General features: G+C 53.7%; 12 protein-coding genes. 5 read left to right on the top strand and 7 right to left on the bottom strand.

Annotation, left to right across the window (positions count from 1 at the left end):
- Positions 1-214: 214 nt before the first annotated feature.
- From FF011L_RS22685 to FF011L_RS22660, 6 genes are all read right to left on the bottom strand, one after another.
- Positions 215-1954 carry a matrixin family metalloprotease gene (locus FF011L_RS22685; RefSeq protein WP_145354245.1) on the bottom strand — a complete coding sequence of 580 codons (1740 nt, stop codon included), beginning with the start codon at positions 1952-1954 and terminating at the stop codon, positions 215-217.
- 274 nt (positions 1955-2228) lie between these two features.
- Positions 2229-3866, bottom strand: a complete 1638-nt coding sequence (locus tag FF011L_RS22675) for a prenyltransferase/squalene oxidase repeat-containing protein (RefSeq protein ID WP_246109578.1) — start codon at positions 3864-3866, stop codon at positions 2229-2231.
- A gap of 113 nt (positions 3867-3979) precedes the next feature.
- Positions 3980-4417, bottom strand: coding sequence for a hypothetical protein (locus FF011L_RS26930; protein WP_246109577.1), 438 nt, complete (start codon positions 4415-4417; stop codon positions 3980-3982).
- Between the two features lie 797 nt (positions 4418-5214).
- Entirely contained in the window at positions 5215-5799 is a 585-nt protein-coding gene (locus tag FF011L_RS22665; RefSeq protein WP_145354243.1) for an EF-hand domain-containing protein, read from the bottom strand.
- Positions 5800-5898: 99 nt separating this feature from the next.
- The gene (locus FF011L_RS26545) at positions 5899-6093 is read right to left on the bottom strand and encodes a hypothetical protein (RefSeq protein ID WP_218932817.1); all 195 of its coding nucleotides are present in this window, start codon (positions 6091-6093) and stop codon (positions 5899-5901) included.
- A gap of 167 nt (positions 6094-6260) precedes the next feature.
- Positions 6261-7481 carry an FG-GAP-like repeat-containing protein gene (locus FF011L_RS22660; protein WP_246109576.1) on the bottom strand — a complete coding sequence of 407 codons (1221 nt, stop codon included), beginning with the start codon at positions 7479-7481 and terminating at the stop codon, positions 6261-6263.
- Between the two features lie 475 nt (positions 7482-7956).
- Between FF011L_RS22660 and FF011L_RS22655 the strand changes: the two genes are divergently transcribed.
- The 4 genes from FF011L_RS22655 (at position 7957) to FF011L_RS22640 (ending at position 13873) form a co-directional block, all read left to right on the top strand.
- Complete coding sequence (locus FF011L_RS22655; protein ID WP_145354241.1) at positions 7957-9675, top strand: purine-cytosine permease family protein; 1719 nt, start codon at positions 7957-7959, stop codon at positions 9673-9675.
- Positions 9676-9861: 186 nt separating this feature from the next.
- Positions 9862-11358, top strand: coding sequence for a mannitol dehydrogenase family protein (locus tag FF011L_RS22650; RefSeq protein WP_145354240.1), 1497 nt, complete (start codon positions 9862-9864; stop codon positions 11356-11358).
- A 237-nt stretch (positions 11359-11595) separates the two neighbouring features.
- Positions 11596-12993 carry a glutamate decarboxylase gene (locus FF011L_RS22645; RefSeq protein WP_145354239.1) on the top strand — a complete coding sequence of 466 codons (1398 nt, stop codon included), beginning with the start codon at positions 11596-11598 and terminating at the stop codon, positions 12991-12993.
- A gap of 214 nt (positions 12994-13207) precedes the next feature.
- On the top strand, positions 13208-13873 hold the full coding sequence (locus FF011L_RS22640; RefSeq protein ID WP_246109575.1) for a hypothetical protein: 666 nt from the start codon (positions 13208-13210) through the stop codon (positions 13871-13873).
- 307 nt (positions 13874-14180) lie between these two features.
- Here the strand turns inward: FF011L_RS22640 and FF011L_RS22635 are convergent, their stop codons facing one another.
- Entirely contained in the window at positions 14181-15929 is a 1749-nt protein-coding gene (locus tag FF011L_RS22635) for a DUF3472 domain-containing protein (protein ID WP_145354237.1), read from the bottom strand.
- Between the two features lie 174 nt (positions 15930-16103).
- Here FF011L_RS22635 and FF011L_RS22630 point away from each other — a divergent pair, with 174 nt between their 5' ends.
- The gene (locus FF011L_RS22630) at positions 16104-17357 is read left to right on the top strand and encodes an alpha/beta hydrolase (protein WP_246109574.1); all 1254 of its coding nucleotides are present in this window, start codon (positions 16104-16106) and stop codon (positions 17355-17357) included.
- Positions 17358-17494 lie beyond the last annotated feature (137 nt).

Genomic DNA, 17494 nt, shown 5'->3' with positions numbered 1-17494 from the left:
CGGAAGCGGAGAAAAATGGTTGTCTTCCGCTCCGCAAATGTCGCTTTAGGTCAACGTTCTTCCGCGGAGCGAAAGACGACAATCACTAAAACGACAGGCCGTTAATGAAATAGTTGCGGCCGATTTCAAAATCCGCCGGTTAATCTGGAGAAAACATCGTTGGACGCTTCATCGCTGTGGAATCGCCCAAGCGATATCCAGTCAAATCGCCCACTTATCGACCTCGGCGGCCGATCAATGCGAAAACCGCATCCGACAGGTGCTGGTGTCGAAGGTGGTGTGAACGACCGCCCGTTTCGGCAAATTGGTCCTGTTGAGTAACGAAAAATGCATCCAGTTCGTCGAAAGAGACCCCCCCGTCTAGGTCGCTATCGGCATCGGAGATCTTCTCCCAGAAACGTTCGCTGAGTTCGGATTCGGTTAGTTGCCCATCGCCGTCGGCGTCCTGCCCATCAAACGCTTCTTGCCGAGCGGCCGTGGCAGCTGTTTCCAGTTCGGACGCGGTCACCAATCCATCACCGTCCGCGTCGATGTCTAGTTCGTTAAGTCGGGTCCACAGACGCTCGGAGACCTCAGCCTCCGATAAAGCCGCGTCGTCGTCGGTATCAAAACGGGTGATCAGCATCTCTGCGTTTTGGATCAAAAGTCCGCCATGCGCGATATGCAATGGAAGATGTTCTCCTTCATGGCAGTCTTCCTGGTCAGTGTCTGAACTGTCGGTTTCGTCGACTAAGCCGCCATCATCGATTGGATCTTCATTGTCGTCTGTTTCGTCTGTTTCGTTTGTTAGGCCATCGGTATCCTCCGAAACCTCGGTGGTCTCTTCGGGCTCGTCATCGGTGGCAAGGTTGTCATCAGCGACCTCGGTTGCTTCGACCGTTGCTTCAACCGTTGCGTCGATATCGTCGTCGAGGTCCGAAGTGTCATAAACTTCGCTAGCGTTCGCTGACGCGAGAGAGTTGCGGTTTAACGCGTTGATGACCGTTAACGCATCGAGTGCCGTAATCGTTCCGTCACCGTTGGTGTCGCATAGTCTTTCAATATCGACTCCTTCTTCGCTGACCCCGGCGGACGATCGATTGAGTTGATTGATAATCGATAGTGCATCCAGCGCGGTGGTGATGCCGTCGCTGTTGACATCCGTTGGATTGACGTAGTTGTACTCGGGAGCCTCCGCATCCAAACGTCCTCCCCAGCGATGCCAATTGCCGCTGCGGTTCCAGCGGCGACGTGGGAACGGATCCTCATCGGAATCACTTGACGAATCGGTATCCGAATCGTTGGTTGCGGTTTGGTCGTCAGGAATTTCTTCTGTTGGAGTTTCTTCTGTTGGAGTTTCGGGAATGGTCACTCCATCCGCGGCGGCATACAGATTTAGGATCGATTCCGTGTCCTCCGCCGACAGACTACTGAACGACTGGCTTGGTGAAACGTACGGAGCCAGCACGCTGCTAAGCGTGTCCGTGTGGTCAAGGCCCAGCGAGTGTCCAATCTCGTGCACGGCAACATAGACAAGATCGAATGCCTGATTCCCCAGCGAGTTGCCCACTTCCCAGCCATCCGCGATATCGAACTGAATGTCGCCCGCGATCCTTGCTGGATTTATGTCGTCCGGGAAATAGGCCTGAGCAAGCGTGCCACCCACGCCATCGATGTTCGTGAACGAAATGTCGATCGAATCTTGCAGTCCGGCTTGGCTGGTCGGAGTGAACGTGATGTCGGCGACGCTAGACCAGGCGGCTAAAGCCGTTTCAATGGCAGCGGTCGCTTCAGCTTGTGAAAGCGAGTCGGGGCTGTTGCCAATGTAGTAGGTCAATTCGGTGCTACCCAATCCCGGCCCATCCCATCCGAGGCTGGCGGCCAGTACGCGACGAGCTTCCAACGGTTCGGCAGCCAAGCGACGACGTTTTTTAGGCTGGTGATGGCAAGATTTGCTGGACCTGAAAAAGAGCATGCTTAATTTCCTGCGAAGGTTATGGGAGTAGACGACAGTCTGAAACGCCCTGGTGGTGGAAGTACCGTTCCCCTGTAGGCAAGGGAACTTCGCAGGTCACATTGTCACGAAACGTTTTTTTCGGAGACATGGAGACATGGAGACATGGAGACATGGAGACATGGAGACATGGAGACATGGAGACATGGAGAAAGAGGGTGCGGTTTTTGTTCTCTGAGGTCTACTTTTGCTTATTTCTTTTGAAGGCGTGCGTTACGAATTGGGGTGTTGGGATTCATGCGTCGTTGATTTCTTCGGGGGCGTAGATGGGCATGTGCCGGTAGTAGACTTCCAGGCAGTACAGCGACAAGCAGGTGGTATATAGGCGGCCTGCATGCGTGCCCCACGCGTCTTGGTTGGGAGCCCAACTTCCCTTTTCTGGCCCGCGGGTTTGTTGAGCCGCCGGTAACGCGACTTTTAGTTTGTCGTTCCACTCGGTCCATAGGGGACCACCAAAATGATGCAACGCCTGGGTTGCGTAATACCAGTAGTAGACGTCTTGTGATCGCATGCTTATCGGATGGTTTTTCACCAGCGTGTCCAGGCCGTTTCGCATTCCACGCATATTTCGGTCCCAGCCGATGTACTGACGGCAGAGCAATCCTTCGGCGGTCATCGACGGTGAGGGGGCATCGCCGATCATGTAGGAATAGCCGACGTTGTAGTAGTCGTCCTTGCTGCCTGCGCTGACCGAGTCGAGGTACCCATCGACGCGTTTTAAGACTTTGGGATCGATTTTTAGTCCGCCCGCTTCACCACTCTTTAAACCCATCACGAACCAGCCGGTGACGGAGGTGTCCGAATCAAAACGTGGCCGGTATCTCCAGCCTCCACCGGTCGACTGCGAGCGGCAGGCGAAGTCGCACGAGAGTTGAGCGTAGGGGCGAATCCAAGAGTCGCCGGTCATCGCATACAGTTCGCACAAGGCGATGGTTGCTTGAGCTTGAGAGTACATTTTCTCGTGGTCCGCGGCAGCGGAGGCCATGAACCCTTGGCGGTCTTGTTTCTTAACCAGCCAACGAACAGCCTTCCATAGCTCTTTCTCGTATTCGCCCCCGCGGTGCGTGCTGCCCGCTCCCATGAAAGCAAGCATCGCCATCGCCGTCGCCGCGACGTTGTTTTCGGATCGAGCCCCTCCTTGGTAAGGACCGCGAAGGGACCAGCTGCCATCTTTCAGTTGGTTGCGTTTCAGCCATTCCAGCCCCATCGCGACTGCATTTTCCGTATCTGCGTTCCCCCCGGCTTCTAGCAGTAATTGTTGTTTCATCCGTCCAGTACGGCCGGAAAACATGTTGGTTGCGGATGCTTTTCCCGTCGGCGGCGGGGTGGGGGACAGCTTGCGTGGAGCAATCGAATCCAGGTCGAATTTTAGCGAAGTAAGATTGACGGGGATTTCGATTTCAACAGGGGTGATCTCCTCTTGAAATTCGATGGAAGATTCCTCACTCGGCGCGTTGTCCAAATCCATCGCGGCAATGGAAAAATCCATCAGCTCGGTGGTAACCGGGGCACTGCTTTGCCGTAACGTAAGCTCAATCCGTCCGACAACTCCGGACGACGTCGAAATCAAAGCCAATGCCAGTAACAGCACCAAGTGGATCATCATGCTGACCAACCACGGAGGGGATTCCTTCAGATGCGCTTTGATGGCTTCGGGATGATAGAACCTCGTTTTGCACTCTTCGCTCGGGATTTCGCTTGCCGGTTGAGGGGTAGGGGAGGGAGGTGCGATTCGCCAGCGTGGCTGCTCGGGCACGTTGCTTTGAGAACGTCGCGCGATCGATTGTCCGCTTTTGTCCGAGCGAACCTTGGGAGGTCGGCCAACGGGCGGTGCGGGCGGAGGCACTACGACGGATCGCGAAGAGACGTGCATTTGAGCGGCTCGATAAGAATCAGCCGCAGGGAATTAACTGACGGTTCTCGTTGGATGAGCACCGATTGTAATTGCGACTGCGGCTGGTGAAGAGAAGATTGAGAATCGTAATTTCAGTCCGTGCTGACGGATGTCAGCGTGTAGTCGTCGGACGTTTGATCCTGTTCCCGAAGCCGGGCAGCAATTCTTTCAGCTCGAGCCGCACGTTTGGCTTCCGCGCGGGCCAACCGATAAGGAAGCGCCTTCGCCTCACGTTGCATCATCGCGAGCCGCTGCTGCTGGGCATTGGCGTACATCTGGTAAGCGAGTTGCCGCTGGACCATCAAAGCTTGTTGCTGGTATTGCATCGCCATCAGGTTGTTCTGCGAATAACCACGCGAAGCAAGCGGGGATTGGGAGTAGGGCGAACTGGGGGCCAGCGACGACGGACTACCCGTTCGCATTCCCCCTCCTTTTCCGCCGCTACACTGTGCGGACGCCTCGCCACAGCAGATTAGGGCAGCGGTCAGCAAGCCCGCAGAGAGAAAGAAACGGTTTCGTGGGTGGAGCATATTGCGCCTCCGAATGCAGCAGAGAAGAGAAGACGGGCGACGTGGCCAGGAAGACCGAATCGCCTCACTTCTATAAGTAGGGAAGTTTCGCAACAGAGTGTCACGAATAATCCGCAAGTATTGGTGTGCGACAGAGAATCGATGGGACGCAAGGGGACGTGAAATCAATTGGTGACGTATTATCGGTCCGTCCACGCTCCGGCGAGCGTAGCTGCGGTAGTTGCCGTCGCCAGACGGTGGTTCCCGCTCGGAAACCGTCACTTACAAATTTCACGTCCCGATGCGTCATCCACCTGTTTTCTGCGTTGGGCGGGAACGCGATAAACCCTCTGCGGACTCAATTTCCGCTTAGGGCTTGCCCCGACAGGATCGCAGCGGTCGGCTACCTATACCAGGATTTACTCCTTGATCGTGGCCTTTCCCCTGCAAATCTTATCAGGTGATTTGCAGAGGAAAGGCCACGGGAGTGCTTCCGTCGTCCAAGGTCGCTCCCCGTTTCCGATTCGCCGGGACAAGCCCCAAACGGAAGCGAACCTGCCCAAAAGTCAAAACGTTTTAAGACGGATCCAACTCCGTAACGAAGCTTGCCAGTGCGTCGTTTTACTGCTTTTCTGTGTCCACCGTCTAACGGCGGTAGCTCAATGCCATCTGCGGGCGGATTTCCTAGCGGGTCGGCGCAAGACGACCGGCAAATTCCTCGTGTTTTCTATGCGATTGCCGGACGGTTCGCGCCGTTCCGCTAAGAAAGTAGATGGCATTGAGTGGTAGCTACGTGTATGCAACTTGCAGCTTCATTATCAATTGTCTGCGGGCGGACGACCACGGCCTGCTCGTTCTCGACCACCACCCTGTTGTCCGCCAGGTCCGCCTGGGCCTCCGGGACCTTGCTTGAGTTGCTGCTGCTGTTCTGCGGTCAGGATGAGTGCCAATTGCGCGTCGACTTCTGCTTGTAGTTTGGCGAGTGCCGACTGTTGTTCTTCGCTCAGTCCTAGCTGTTCTTGCAAGAACGATGGGATGATCTGACCGATTTCGGGTGGTCCACCTCCGCCGGGGCCGCCACGCATACCACCACCTGCACCACCGGGGCCGCCGGGACGTCCATCAGCCGATTGGCCGCCAAACATGGCGGTCAGTTCTGCTTTGGTGACCGCTCCGTCTTGATTGGTATCCGCGCGGTTTAGCATGGGTTTCATGCGCGCGTCGGTTACCTCGTTGACCGTTAGTTGTCCGTCGCCGTTTACGTCCAAAGTCATCAAGCGTTCGACCGGTGAGGGGCCTCCTTGGCCGCGTCCGCCACGGCCACCACCGGGGGGCTGAGCGAAAGCGGTTGTGGTGAACGTCAACATGGCGGCTGAGCAGAGTAGTTTGGACAGAGCGTTCATGGTCATGGATCCTGAGAAGAAGTGGTGGATATTTTCAGTCGCTAGAATGGCGCTGATGGGAGCAAAAGAGAAAAAAGAGGGGGAACCGGGAAACGCCGATTAGCGACTTCGCTTTGGGCAGTCGGTTGGCGTTTGTTGAAGCACGATGTTAAAGCTACAGTTGAATTCTCCGATTTTTGAATTGGCGTCCTTGTTAAAGTTTCCTACTACCCGTTCACGATCGATCAAGTCCTCGGCGCTGCGGGACACGTCAACGGTCAGCAGTGAGCGGCGAGAGAGAAACGGCGAACGCATGGCATGGATTTCCTGACGACAAAACAAGGCGTCCGGTCCCGATGATCGTCCGCTAAAAGAATGGTTGCGGTTTCGCAGACGAACCGCCACCGAATTTGCGACTTTCTTTTTTCTGCAACAAGGGAGGGCTCCAGAAGCCGCCCGCGTTTAGGTAAATGTCGGCGAATCTAGTGGTTTGCAGGGTTTTCAAACCAAATGATTCCCCATCCGCCGTTCTCCTCGGTCGTTGCAATATCCAGGTCGCCGTCTCCGTCAAGGTCGACAAGGAAGGCGTTATCCATCTTTTTTCGTGATTCCGGATACGGCATGTCCATCAACGTACTGGTCCAGTTTTCAGGGGACATGCCATCGCCGGTGAAGCTGAGGTACCACAGTTGTGCCTCGTATTCGGGGATGATGACGATCTCGCGATGGGGGCGATCGTTGTTGAGTTCTAAAATGGCAACCCCTTTGGGCTTCGCTTTGACGCGGACGCCAGCAGGCTGATCGGGGCAGTCGACTTCGATCTTCTTGTAGATCGGAGGACCCAGGTTGTTGGTCCGTAGAAAGATACAAATTTTGTCGGCAGCTTTGACCAAATCGAGCCTTCCGTCGTCGTTCACATCGCCCAGCACCATGAACATCCCTCCAATTTCGGGATCGATTATTTTCACCGGCCAACGGTCGGTAATTTTTTCTACTCCTGGATTTTCGTAGTAAAAAGTTCCCTGTTTTTTGCGTTCCTGAACAAGGATGTCTTTGTCTCCATCCCCGTCGATGTCATGAAGAATGCAGCTCATCGACCACTTGGCCTCGCCAAGTTCGTAACGTTTCCAGGCTGCTGCATCCTGTTTGTTATTTGCAGGCTGTTTGTACCAGGCGTTTGCACCAACAATCAGGTCATCCAGACCGTCTCCATCAATATCGCCCACGACGGGATTTCGAGCCTCATTTTCAAACAGAGTCATCTGCACCCAGTTTTGGGAGTCCTTTAGCTTCTGTTTGCCTGGATTGAAGTAGACGTGGCCGCCGTTAGCGACGTAATCGATGTCGCCATCATCGTCCAAGTCACCGATGCCCGAGTCTTCGCATTTGCCATGAGGGGGGAATTCAACGTAGTCGACCCACGGTTGCCGGATTTTCACTTTGCCTGGATTGGAGTACAGGCGGCTGTACCCGCCCTCTTCGAAGTTAACAAAAACATCCAGGTCTCCGTCACCATCCCAGTCATGGTGATTAAAGCCATCGGGACCATGGTTTTTGGGGTCCGGCTGGATCACGTTGACGCGCCAACCACTCGGTCCCTGAACGCCGGCGAATTGCTTCCAGTCGTTTGCATCCTCGCAGCGTCCCATTTGAGGAATCACCATAAAAGCACAAAACAGGCTCACCACCAAAAGTCGGAACATCAAAACCCTATCGATTGTAGGTGTCGGATCGATACCAATAGAAAGACATCCTAGCACTGTCGCTGCAGGGAAGTCCGACGAAACGATCATCCTTTACTTGAGGAGACAAGGAGACAAGGAGACAAGGAGACAAGGAGACAAGGAGACAAGGAGACAAGGAGACAAGGAGACAAGGAGTGAAGGAGTGAAGGAGTGAAGGAGTGAAGGAGTGAAGGAGTGAAGGAGTGCTCAGTTGGTGTTTTTGCGAAGCTGGGCAGTAACTGTCAGAATAAGTGACTTTCCATCGCAACGAATGAAGGTTCTGTCTCCCACCTCCTTGTCTCCCGACTCCCAACTCCCAACTCCCGACTCCCAACTCCCAACTCCCAACTCCCAACTCCCGACCCAACCCCCAGCCCACAACAAGTTACAATAGCTCACACTCATCAAACGCTATTCGCAACACCGCTCAATCCAAACTACCGATAATCAAATCATGAGCTCCGATACGAGCCGGCAGGCTATTGCCAGTATGAAACAGGAGCAGGTGCCCATACCCGAGCACAGGCTGCATGGCTGGACGCACTTCCTGGGGCTTTACGCTGGCGAGCATGTGGCGGCGACTGAGTTCGTGATTGGGGCGACGTTTGTCGCGTTAGGGGCGACGACCAAAGACATTTTGATTGGTCTGCTGATTGGCAACGTCCTTGCGATTCTTAGCTGGACGTTGATCACCGCACCGATTGCTGTCCAGACCCGCCTGAGTCTCTACACGTATCTGGATAAGATCGCGGGAGATTCGATGACCAAACTTTACAACTGGGCAAACGTTTTGATCTTTATGGTCATTTCGGCTGCGATGATTACGGTATCGAGTACCGCGGTCCGGTTGTTGTTTGACATTCCGGCGCAGTTGCAGTGGTATCCCACAAGTGCACCGTTTGTGGCCGTGGTGCTTTCGGTTGGGATCATCGTGGTCTTTGTCGCAATGTATGGGTTCAATGCGGTGGCTGAGTTCTCCAGCATCTGTGGCCCCTGGCTGGTGGTTATGTTTACCAGCGGAGCCTTGGTGCTCTTTCCAGCGTTGGCGGAATCGGTGCTGGGGCGGACGCAGCTTTTGGCGTTCGCTGATTTTATTAAGATCGGCGACCAATCGATTTGGACGGGAGTGAACAGCAGCGGCGAGCCGGGGATCGGGCTGTTGGAAGTGATCGGGTTCGCCTGGGCGGCCAATACGATTACCCACTTCGGGTTGATCGACATGGCGCTTTTGCGGTATGCGAAAAAATCTATCTACGGGCTGTGTACCAGTGCGGGAATGCTGTTCGGGCACTATGTCGCCTGGATCGCAGCAGGGATTATGGGCGCCGGGACTGCCGTCCTGCTAAAGTCGACGATTGTCGAACTTGATCCGGGCGATGTCGCTTATCGGGCACTGGGGCTGTCGGGATATGTCATTGTGATCGTCGCAGGTTGGACGACGGCGAACGCGAATTTGTATCGTGCTGGTCTGGCCGCTCAGGCGATCTTCCACAACCATTCACGAGGCGCGGTGACTTTGACCGTTGGGTGTATCACGGTCGTCATCGCTTGTTTCCCCTTCGTGTTTGGGCAGATGCTTCCGCTGTTGACCTACGCGGGACTGTTGGTGGTGCCCGTCGGAGGCATTGTTTTTGCCGAGCACGTTGTGTTTCCTCGCATCGGATTCACGCGGTATTGGGCCAAGTATCGAAAACTGGATCACAGCACGCCAGCGGTCGTGTCTTGGGCAGCGGGATTGGTTTTTGGATTTGGGCTAAACGCAATGAACGTGATGTCGTTTTACTACCTCTTTCTGCCAACCTGGCTATTCACGATTGTGGTCTATACCCTGTTAGCTAAACGATACGGAGCAGCCGAAAAGTACCCGGATGAAGAACAAGCTGACCGAGAGCTAACCGAAGCGATCCAAGTGTTTCAGAAGCAGCAGGCGCATGACGAAGGTGAACCGGTGAAGGATCACTTGATGGCCTCAAAGGTCCTGAAGGGGGTGGCGTGGACCAGTTTGACCCTGACTTTGGTGCTGGCTTTGAAGGTGATGTTTGGCAGCCCCAATATGAGCGTCTACGAAGCCAATGCGGCAATTTTTTATACTTGGGGATTCGTCTTCACGATTAGCTATTTCGTGTCAGCCTATTGGGTGCTCCGCCGCCGGAAAGCTTTGAATAGTCATTAACCTTTGCTCTCGCCGGAAGAGTGAAGGACGCTGGATTTACGCAATCCACTTTCGTTTTAGCCCATTGTGAAACCGTGACGTTTGAAGAACCCGTCATCAAACGACGACCTCCAGTCGGGCGGTCGTCGGTCACTGCGGCGTGAACTCCTAACCACTTTGCATTCGTATTGTTTTCAGGACCATTCGATGAGTCAATCTGTTTCGCTGAATCAAAACAACCTTGTTCGGCTCAGCCCCGAAATAGCTCGCCCTGAGTACCAGCGAACCGAGGGAAGGGCAGGGATCATGCATGTCGGAGTTGGTGGGTTTCATCGCTCTCACGAGGCCTATTACACCGATGCGTTGATGCAGATCCAGGAAACTCCCGAATGGGGGATTTGTGGAGTGGGGTTGAGAGAGGCGGACCGGCAGATGGCGGCGGTTCTGGAAAAACAAGATTCTCTTTATACGTTGATCACCAAGCACCCCGCCGGGGACATCGAAAATCGAGTGATCGGATCGCTAACCGGTTTTATGATGGGGTGTGATGATCCTGCGGCGGTTATCGAGCGAATGGCCAATCCCGACATACGGATTGTTTCGCTGACGATTACCGAAGGGGGCTACAACGTCGATACTGAAACCGGGGATTTTGATTTCTCGAATCCCGATGCACAGCATGACCTTCAGAATCCCACGACGCCCAGACTTGTGTTTGGCTATCTGACTGCCGCTCTTCGGCTGCGGCGTGCCAACGGCATCCCTGCTTTCACCGTTCAGTCGTGTGATAACATTCAGCACAATGGAAATCTAACGCGAAAGATGGTGCTCGGTTTTGCTCGTCGTCAGGATCCGGAGTTGGCCGATTGGATTGAAAATGAAGTTTGTTTTCCGAACGCGATGGTCGACAGAATTACTCCTGTGACGACCGCAGAAGACATCCGCTACCTTGATGAAAAGATGGGGCTGCTAGATGAATGGCCGGTGACGTGCGAACCATTCTGCCAATGGGTGATCGAAGATCGATTCTCCGATGGGAGGCCTGAATGGGAATTGGTCGGAGCTCAGTTTGTGCCCGATGTCACTCCCTATGAAACGATGAAACTTAGGCTTCTCAATGCAGGCCATTCCGTCCTGGGGATCCTGGGGGCGATTTACGGTTTCGGAACGATCGATGAAGCGGTTTCGGATAAATTGTTTGCGAAGTTTTTGCGCCGATTTATGGACTTGGAAGCGACTCCGACACTGGACGCTGTGGAGGGGATTGACCTGGACGCGTATAAAAACACCTTGATCGAGCGATTCGGTAACCCCAACATCAAGGACAGCCTTGCGCGAATCTGTTTGGAAAGTTCAAGCAAGCTTCCGGTTTTTCTCCTTCCGACCATTCAAGCAAATCTTGATCGTGGTGGAAGTGTTAAGTACGCCGCCCTGGTGATTGCGGCGTGGTGTTTTTATAGTGACAAAGGCGTCGATCAACATGGTCGGGAATTGGAAATTGTGGACGAGCTTAAGCAGGCGTTGCATGACGCTGCCAAGCGAACGCATGATGACCCGCTGTCCTTCTTGAAATTAAAATCCGTGTTTGGAGATTTGGCGATGAACGAAAGGTTTGCGAATACCTATGCAGACTTGGTCGCTCAGTTATCCAACGATGTAGACGTTTCAGCGCTGATGAGCGAGATTATTGAGAGCGACACATAGTGGCTCGCTGGCTAGATAGACGCGATGGAGCGTGTGTCATGTGATCGTTCGAACTTTTATGGATCCGGTCTCTGTGGACGCGGTGCGGTCGATTTGGCAATAAACCACCGCACGTGGAACGCGAAAACGAATGACGGAAACAGGGCAGCGAGCCGATGAAAGGGTTGTGCTGTCGCCCGTTTTTTTTGCCGACGGCAACAAGGGCAAACTTAACCACCGTATTTGTTGAATATACCAATGCCTCTACACGACAAAAATTCGATTCGCGATTTGGTTGACGATGAAATCTATGCTTCGTCGGATATGTCCGTTTCGATGCCAAAGTACAAGTTTCCGCTGCAGGAACACTCTCCGCGGGACGTCTACTCAGCGGTGCACGATGAATTGATGCTGGATGGCAATTCACGGCAAAATTTGGCGACATTTTGTCAGACGTGGGCAGAGCCCGAAGTGCACAAGTTGATGGACGAGTGCATGGACAAAAATATGGTCGATAAGGATGAGTATCCGCAGACCGCCGAAATCGAAGGTCGCTGCGTTCACATGCTTGCCGACCTGTGGAATTCGCCCGACGCTGCCAACACTATCGGTTGTTCGACAACCGGTTCTAGTGAGGCAGCGATGTTGGGCGGTATGGCGATGAAACGAGCTTGGGAGGCAAAACGCAAAGCGGCCGGGAAGTCGATCGATAAACCCAATCTGGTGACCGGCCCGGTACAGGTTTGCTGGCACAAATTTGCACGCTACTGGGATATCGAACTACGCGAAGTCCCGATGGAGGGCGATCGCTTGATCTTGAATGCTGAAGAGGTGGTTCGGCGATGCGATGAAAACACAATTGGTGTCGTCCCCACGCTGGGGGTCACGTTTACCTGCCAGTACGAACCTGTGAAAGAGATTGCCGACGCACTCGATCAGTTGCAAGAAAGTACCGGGCTTGATATTCGGATGCACGTCGATGGTGCCAGCGGCGGTTTCCTTGCTCCGTTTTGTGCTCCGGATCTGGTCTGGGATTTCCGTATCCCGCGTGTCAAATCGATTAACGCATCGGGGCATAAGTTTGGGTTGGCACCCCTGGGCGTTGGCTGGGCAATTTGGCGAGAGGAAGCGGACCTGCCCGAGGAAGAGATTTTTTGGGTCAACTATCTGGGAGGAAATATGCGAGATATCGCATTGAATTTCTCGCGGCCCGGAGGCCAGATCGTTTGCCAGTACTACAATTTTTTGCGTCTGGGGCATGAAGGCTACCGAAAAATTCACACCGCTTGTTATGAAACGGCAAAATACATTGCGGGTGAAGTGGCAAAACTTGGCCCGTTTGACGTGATCTACGACGGAGACATGGCGTCGGGGATTCCGGCACTTTGCTGGAAACTAAAAGAGGGTGTCGATCCAGGTTTTAGCCTTTACGATTTCGCTGATCGGCTGCGAGCCAGAGGCTGGCAGGTTCCTGCCTACTCGCTTCCGCCCAAACGCGAAGACCTTGCCATTCAACGGATCTTGGTCCGGCATGGTGTTAGCCGTGATCTTGGTTCTCTGCTTGTTGAGGATATGAAACGAGCGATCGATTATTACAAATCGCATCCAGTACATACGCCGATGAGTGCTGATGAAGCTTCCGGGTTCCATCACTAATCACTTTGTTGAAGAGTGTCGATAGACATTCAAGTAACTCGGAGTCTGGAAACCGGTGCAAAACGATTCAGAGGATTGCGTTGAGGCGACAGGCGCGTGGCCGTTCATAACACGGCGTGTTTATCATGCCGATGGAAGGGTCCGTGTTTGGACGTCGCGGATGCATCGCAAATTTATAACGAGGTTGTGCGGTGACGGCTCACAACCGATTGCGGTGCCTCAACGATTGAATCAATGGATCGGTGGAGCTTTTGCGATTGGTTCGGTTTGTTTCGCATTCGCAAGTTTACTGTTGCTGTTTCCATCATTGGCGGGATCCTTTGCGAAGGAATTAAACATCGGTGGAATCTATTTTTTAGGTTCGATTCCTTTTACCTTCGCTGCAGGGCTTCAGCTTTTTCAAGCCGCGAATGCGGATGCGGCGACGGAACCATCAAACCGGCGGCGAGTCCTGTTTGGCTGGCGACCTCATGAGATCGGTTGGCTAAGCTGCGCATTGCAGTTCGGGGGGACGATCCTCTTTAATTTCAATACGTTCGATGCGATGTTGACGTCGCTTGACTGGTTGCAGCAGGATGTCGTGGTTTGGGCTCCTGATTTTTTTGGATCGATTTTGTTTCTAGCGTCCGGCTATCTAGCATTTGTCGAAGTCTGCCATGCCCATTGGGCATTTCGGCCAAGGAGTTGGGCATGGTGGCTGAATTTTATCAACTTACTAGGTTGCATCAGCTTTATGATCTCGGCCTGTTTTGCGTTCGTTCCGCCCGGGCTGCCAAATCAAACCGTCGTGATGCTTGCGACTTTATTCACCTTATTAGGAGCGGTCTGTTTCTTCATAGGTGCACTGATGACCCTACAAGAATCACCCGAATCTAGCTGAGCGTGACTATCAACGCCTCCATTTCTTAGCGGAACGGCGCAAGCCGTCCGGCCTGCATCGCCGCAAAACGATAACGGAGCCCCCACCGTAGAATGCCCTTCCGCTCAGCCCCAATTCTTAGCGGAACGGCGCAAGCCGTCCGGCAAATTCATTCTGTTTTCTATGCGGTGGCCGGACGGCTCGCGCCGTTCCGCTAAGAAAGACGACGGCATTGGGCGCAAGCCGTCCGGCAAATTCATTCTGTTTTCTATGCGGTGGCCGGACGGCTCGCGCCGTTCCGCTAAGAAAGCCGACCGGCAAATTCATTCTATTTTTCCTGCTCTTGCGAAGTGCTGGCCGTTAGAGTCTGAGGCGACCAGAACTGCCCTTCGTTGTTTCTCAACAGCAGACGCACGAACACCGGCCGATCATTTTGATTCGAATCGATAGAGAATGGGTTCTCTCCCTCATGAAGATCATCCAGAGGTTTGTGATTCTGCCAGCGGTCAGCAAATGTCAGCCCCTCGGCGGTTCCCCAGAAAATGGTTGCTTCCGCATCGGTTCCTAGATTGCGAATCTGAAAAGTACCCTGGATCCGATTCGCAGTCCGTTTCACGATCGTTGTCGTAATCGCCGATGGGACGGACTTCAGAAACGCAATGTCTTGATCCGTTAGATAGTCTGGCCGTTTAACTTGCTGGGCCTCGGGCAGTTTGACTTGAGCGGCCGGCGATCCTCTGCGAAACGTCCATCCTCCGGTCTGCAGGTAAAACCAACCCTCTTTGGTGAGCCCGCGATCGGTGTGAGTTAGGCCGGTCTGACGATTAACGTTGCCGTTTTGCATTTGATCCAGGGGATGCCATTGGTCAGTCGTGTCCATCACCCAGCCGCGGTACCGCATCGTTCGTTCATAGGGCCCGGTTCGCTGCACATGGGGCGGCCCGGGAACCTCGACGAAACTACCAACCCAGAGAGACTTCAGTGGTTGCGATTTGTTGTATTTGTTGCCGATGGCAAATAAACGCCAACGCTTCGTATCTGCTTCGTAAAAATAGCTGTAGTACGTGTCATGTTGCTCGCCGGGTTCGACACGAAGCGCCAGCACCTGCCGTTGTCCCTGACGCCCTTCCAGCGGTTCCCAGTCACGAACCTTGACTCCTGTTCCTTCATGGTCAAACCCGCCAAAAGTGGCTTGCCGATTTCCGATCCCTAGTAAATGAGATAACTGTTGAACCGGAGGTTCCGGTTTGCCACGTGCAAAGGACCAAAGCGAAAAATTAAAACCTGCGTTCACCGTTCCATCCGTTTTCCACGTCGGGCCGTAATACCCAAACGGTGTTGTGATCGGAGAGTAGAACCCCAGGTCGCCTGGAACCGCATCCATTTCCATCACCCATAATCGGATGTTCTCCTTCGCTGTTGAGCTGGAGAATTTGGTATGGGCGGCAGCGGGACGCCAACGTTTCCGGAGGACGGCAGCGTTGGTCGCTGCGGTTCCGGAAATTTCAATCCAGTCTAGATTGCAGCCGGGTGAAGCATCGTCGCAGGTTAGTTTCAGGGTCTGTTGTCCTGGCTGCTGAATCGTATACGTCGCCATGCCAACGAACGTCGCACTGTCGCCGGAGATTTTGGTTTCAATCGGCATTGCTTTTTCACCAATCCGCAAAGTGAATTTGCTTTGCTCGCTGGTCGCGGACATCCAGACTCGGATGGTCAACTTGCCGGGATTTTCAAAAAACAGTCCCCATTCTGCGGTGTCCCCGGCATCCCATTTGTTGATGGTCGCGAGTGATTTGCCGCCGTTTAAGTTCTCGACGTCTTCCACGGAACCACGACCGCTTGCGGTCAGTCCAAGGTTTGGGAAGAACGCTTCGTTTGGCGTTAGGATTAGCCGCCCGTCGCCTGAACGCTGCCCCATGTAGAATTGATCGGGGGACTTCGGCACGGGGATCCACAAAATGGGTTCACCCAACTGACCAACGCCCTTTCTGGGTAACCGGTTTTCTTGATCGGCTGAGCCCACTGAAAAGAAGCTGGTCAACAGCAGGATCGTGGTTAATGGGAGGATGGTTCGCATGATGACGGATCCAGGGATCTTCGGTTTTTGTATCGCAGTTGGACGCGGGGGTGACGTGCGTCTTTAATTCGGCCGACTGGTGATGTGACGAATCGGAACTTTTTTCACCTAGTGATCTTTTGCATAACTTTGCAGTTCGTTTACGCTGTAGCCTACCGGGTTTCGATATTTTTTATGCCTCTTTCGAAACAAATTTTGCTCGACGGAGTTAATAAAGACATGAAAAACTACATCATGAGTCTGCTTTGTTTTTGCTTCTGTGCAACCGGATTCTGTCAGGACTCGGGCCGCTCGCTTGATGGCGCGGAGAGTCGGCGAGCTGAATTGTTGCAGCGATTTCCGGAAGCCGACACAAATGAGGACGGTCTTTTGTCGGCCCGTGAAATCGCCCGGCATATGGAAAAACGACGAAGTAGCCCCGAAGGGAAAGCTCGTCTGAAACAGCTGCTAAACCGCTTTCCTGATGCCGATACCAACAAAGATGGCGAGTTGAGTTGGCAGGAATTGCGAACTCATCAGGCAGCTAGTCGAGAAAATCAGGCTCCGCGTTCGCAGAGAAATCGAGCCTTAAAGGTGGAGGCTCCCGTCCCTGACGTTGCGTATGGCGAACACGAATTGCAACGTTTTGACCTATGGCCTGTTCCGGATGCGGAAGCGCCCACCCCCCTTGTGATCTTTATCCATGGCGGCGGTTTTCGTGGCGGCGATAAGTCTCTGGTACAGAATTCAACGATCCAGACTTTTCATAAAGCGGGGATTGCGGTTGCTTCGATGAATTATCGGTTGTCCGATTCTGGGCCGTATCCAATCATGATGCAGGACGCCGCGCGAGGTCTGCAAACGATCCGTCATCGAGCAGCGGAATGGAACATCCAGCCCGACCAAATCGGTTGCTTTGGAGGGTCGGCCGGGGCGGGAATTAGTCTTTGGCTGGCTTTCCATGACGACTTGGCCGATCCGAGTAGCGACGATCCCATCGCACGGCAATCGACTCGGATCGTTGCGGCTGGCGCGATGAATGGCCAGTCGACTTACGACATGCACACTTTTCGAGATTGGTTTGGCGTTCCTGACTTAGAGATGGATCGTGCACTCCCTGCTTTCTTGGGCGTCAAAACCAATGACGAGCTGGACGAGCCTGACGTCCTTCGTTTGATGAAAGACGCATCGCCGATCCATCATCTTTCAGAAGATGACTCCGCCAGCGTCTATATGACCTATAGCCGCCCGAATGTGAAAGTCACCAAAGATTCGGCGTCTTCGATTTGGGTGCATCACGTATTGCTGGGGTTGAAGTTGCAAGAGGCAATGAAGGCGCGTGGTCTGGAGTGCGTTGTTACCGCTCCGGATATGCCCGCGGAAACCGAATATGAATCGCTGGAAGAATTTCTCATTGCTAAACTGAAAAGCACCGTCGGCGAGAAGTAATTTTTCGCTGAACCTTTTCTCGTGCGGTTTGATTTGCCATCACCCTTCTCTTGGGGGCACGCCGACATGCGGCTTTTTTGGACTGCAGAACGATGAAATCGTTTGGCAATGCAGCGGAGGATGCACTACGATTTGAA

It is taken from the genome of Roseimaritima multifibrata (assembly GCF_007741495.1).
Classification (GTDB): Bacteria; Planctomycetota; Planctomycetia; order Pirellulales; family Pirellulaceae; genus Roseimaritima; species Roseimaritima multifibrata.
This window is presented reverse-complemented; position numbering and strand designations above follow the sequence as displayed.

Bases quoted from the DNA above. Each gene is read 5' to 3' on its own strand.
- FF011L_RS26545 (WP_218932817.1), bottom strand. From the start codon at position 6,093: ATGCGTTCGCCGTTTCTCTCTCGCCGCTCACTGCTGACCGTTGACGTG.
- FF011L_RS22655 (WP_145354241.1), top strand. From the start codon at position 7,957: ATGAGCTCCGATACGAGCCGGCAGGCTATTGCCAGTATGAAACAGGAG.
- FF011L_RS22685 (WP_145354245.1), bottom strand. From the start codon at position 1,954: ATGCTCTTTTTCAGGTCCAGCAAATCTTGCCATCACCAGCCTAAAAAA.
- FF011L_RS22650 (WP_145354240.1), top strand. From the start codon at position 9,862: ATGAGTCAATCTGTTTCGCTGAATCAAAACAACCTTGTTCGGCTCAGC.
- FF011L_RS22675 (WP_246109578.1), bottom strand. From the start codon at position 3,866: ATGCACGTCTCTTCGCGATCCGTCGTAGTGCCTCCGCCCGCACCGCCC.
- FF011L_RS26930 (WP_246109577.1), bottom strand. From the start codon at position 4,417: ATGCTCCACCCACGAAACCGTTTCTTTCTCTCTGCGGGCTTGCTGACC.
- FF011L_RS22645 (WP_145354239.1), top strand. From the start codon at position 11,596: ATGCCTCTACACGACAAAAATTCGATTCGCGATTTGGTTGACGATGAA.
- FF011L_RS22635 (WP_145354237.1), bottom strand. From the start codon at position 15,929: ATGCGAACCATCCTCCCATTAACCACGATCCTGCTGTTGACCAGCTTC.
- FF011L_RS22660 (WP_246109576.1), bottom strand. From the start codon at position 7,481: ATGTTCCGACTTTTGGTGGTGAGCCTGTTTTGTGCTTTTATGGTGATT.
- FF011L_RS22665 (WP_145354243.1), bottom strand. From the start codon at position 5,799: ATGAACGCTCTGTCCAAACTACTCTGCTCAGCCGCCATGTTGACGTTC.
- FF011L_RS22630 (WP_246109574.1), top strand. From the start codon at position 16,104: ATGCCTCTTTCGAAACAAATTTTGCTCGACGGAGTTAATAAAGACATG.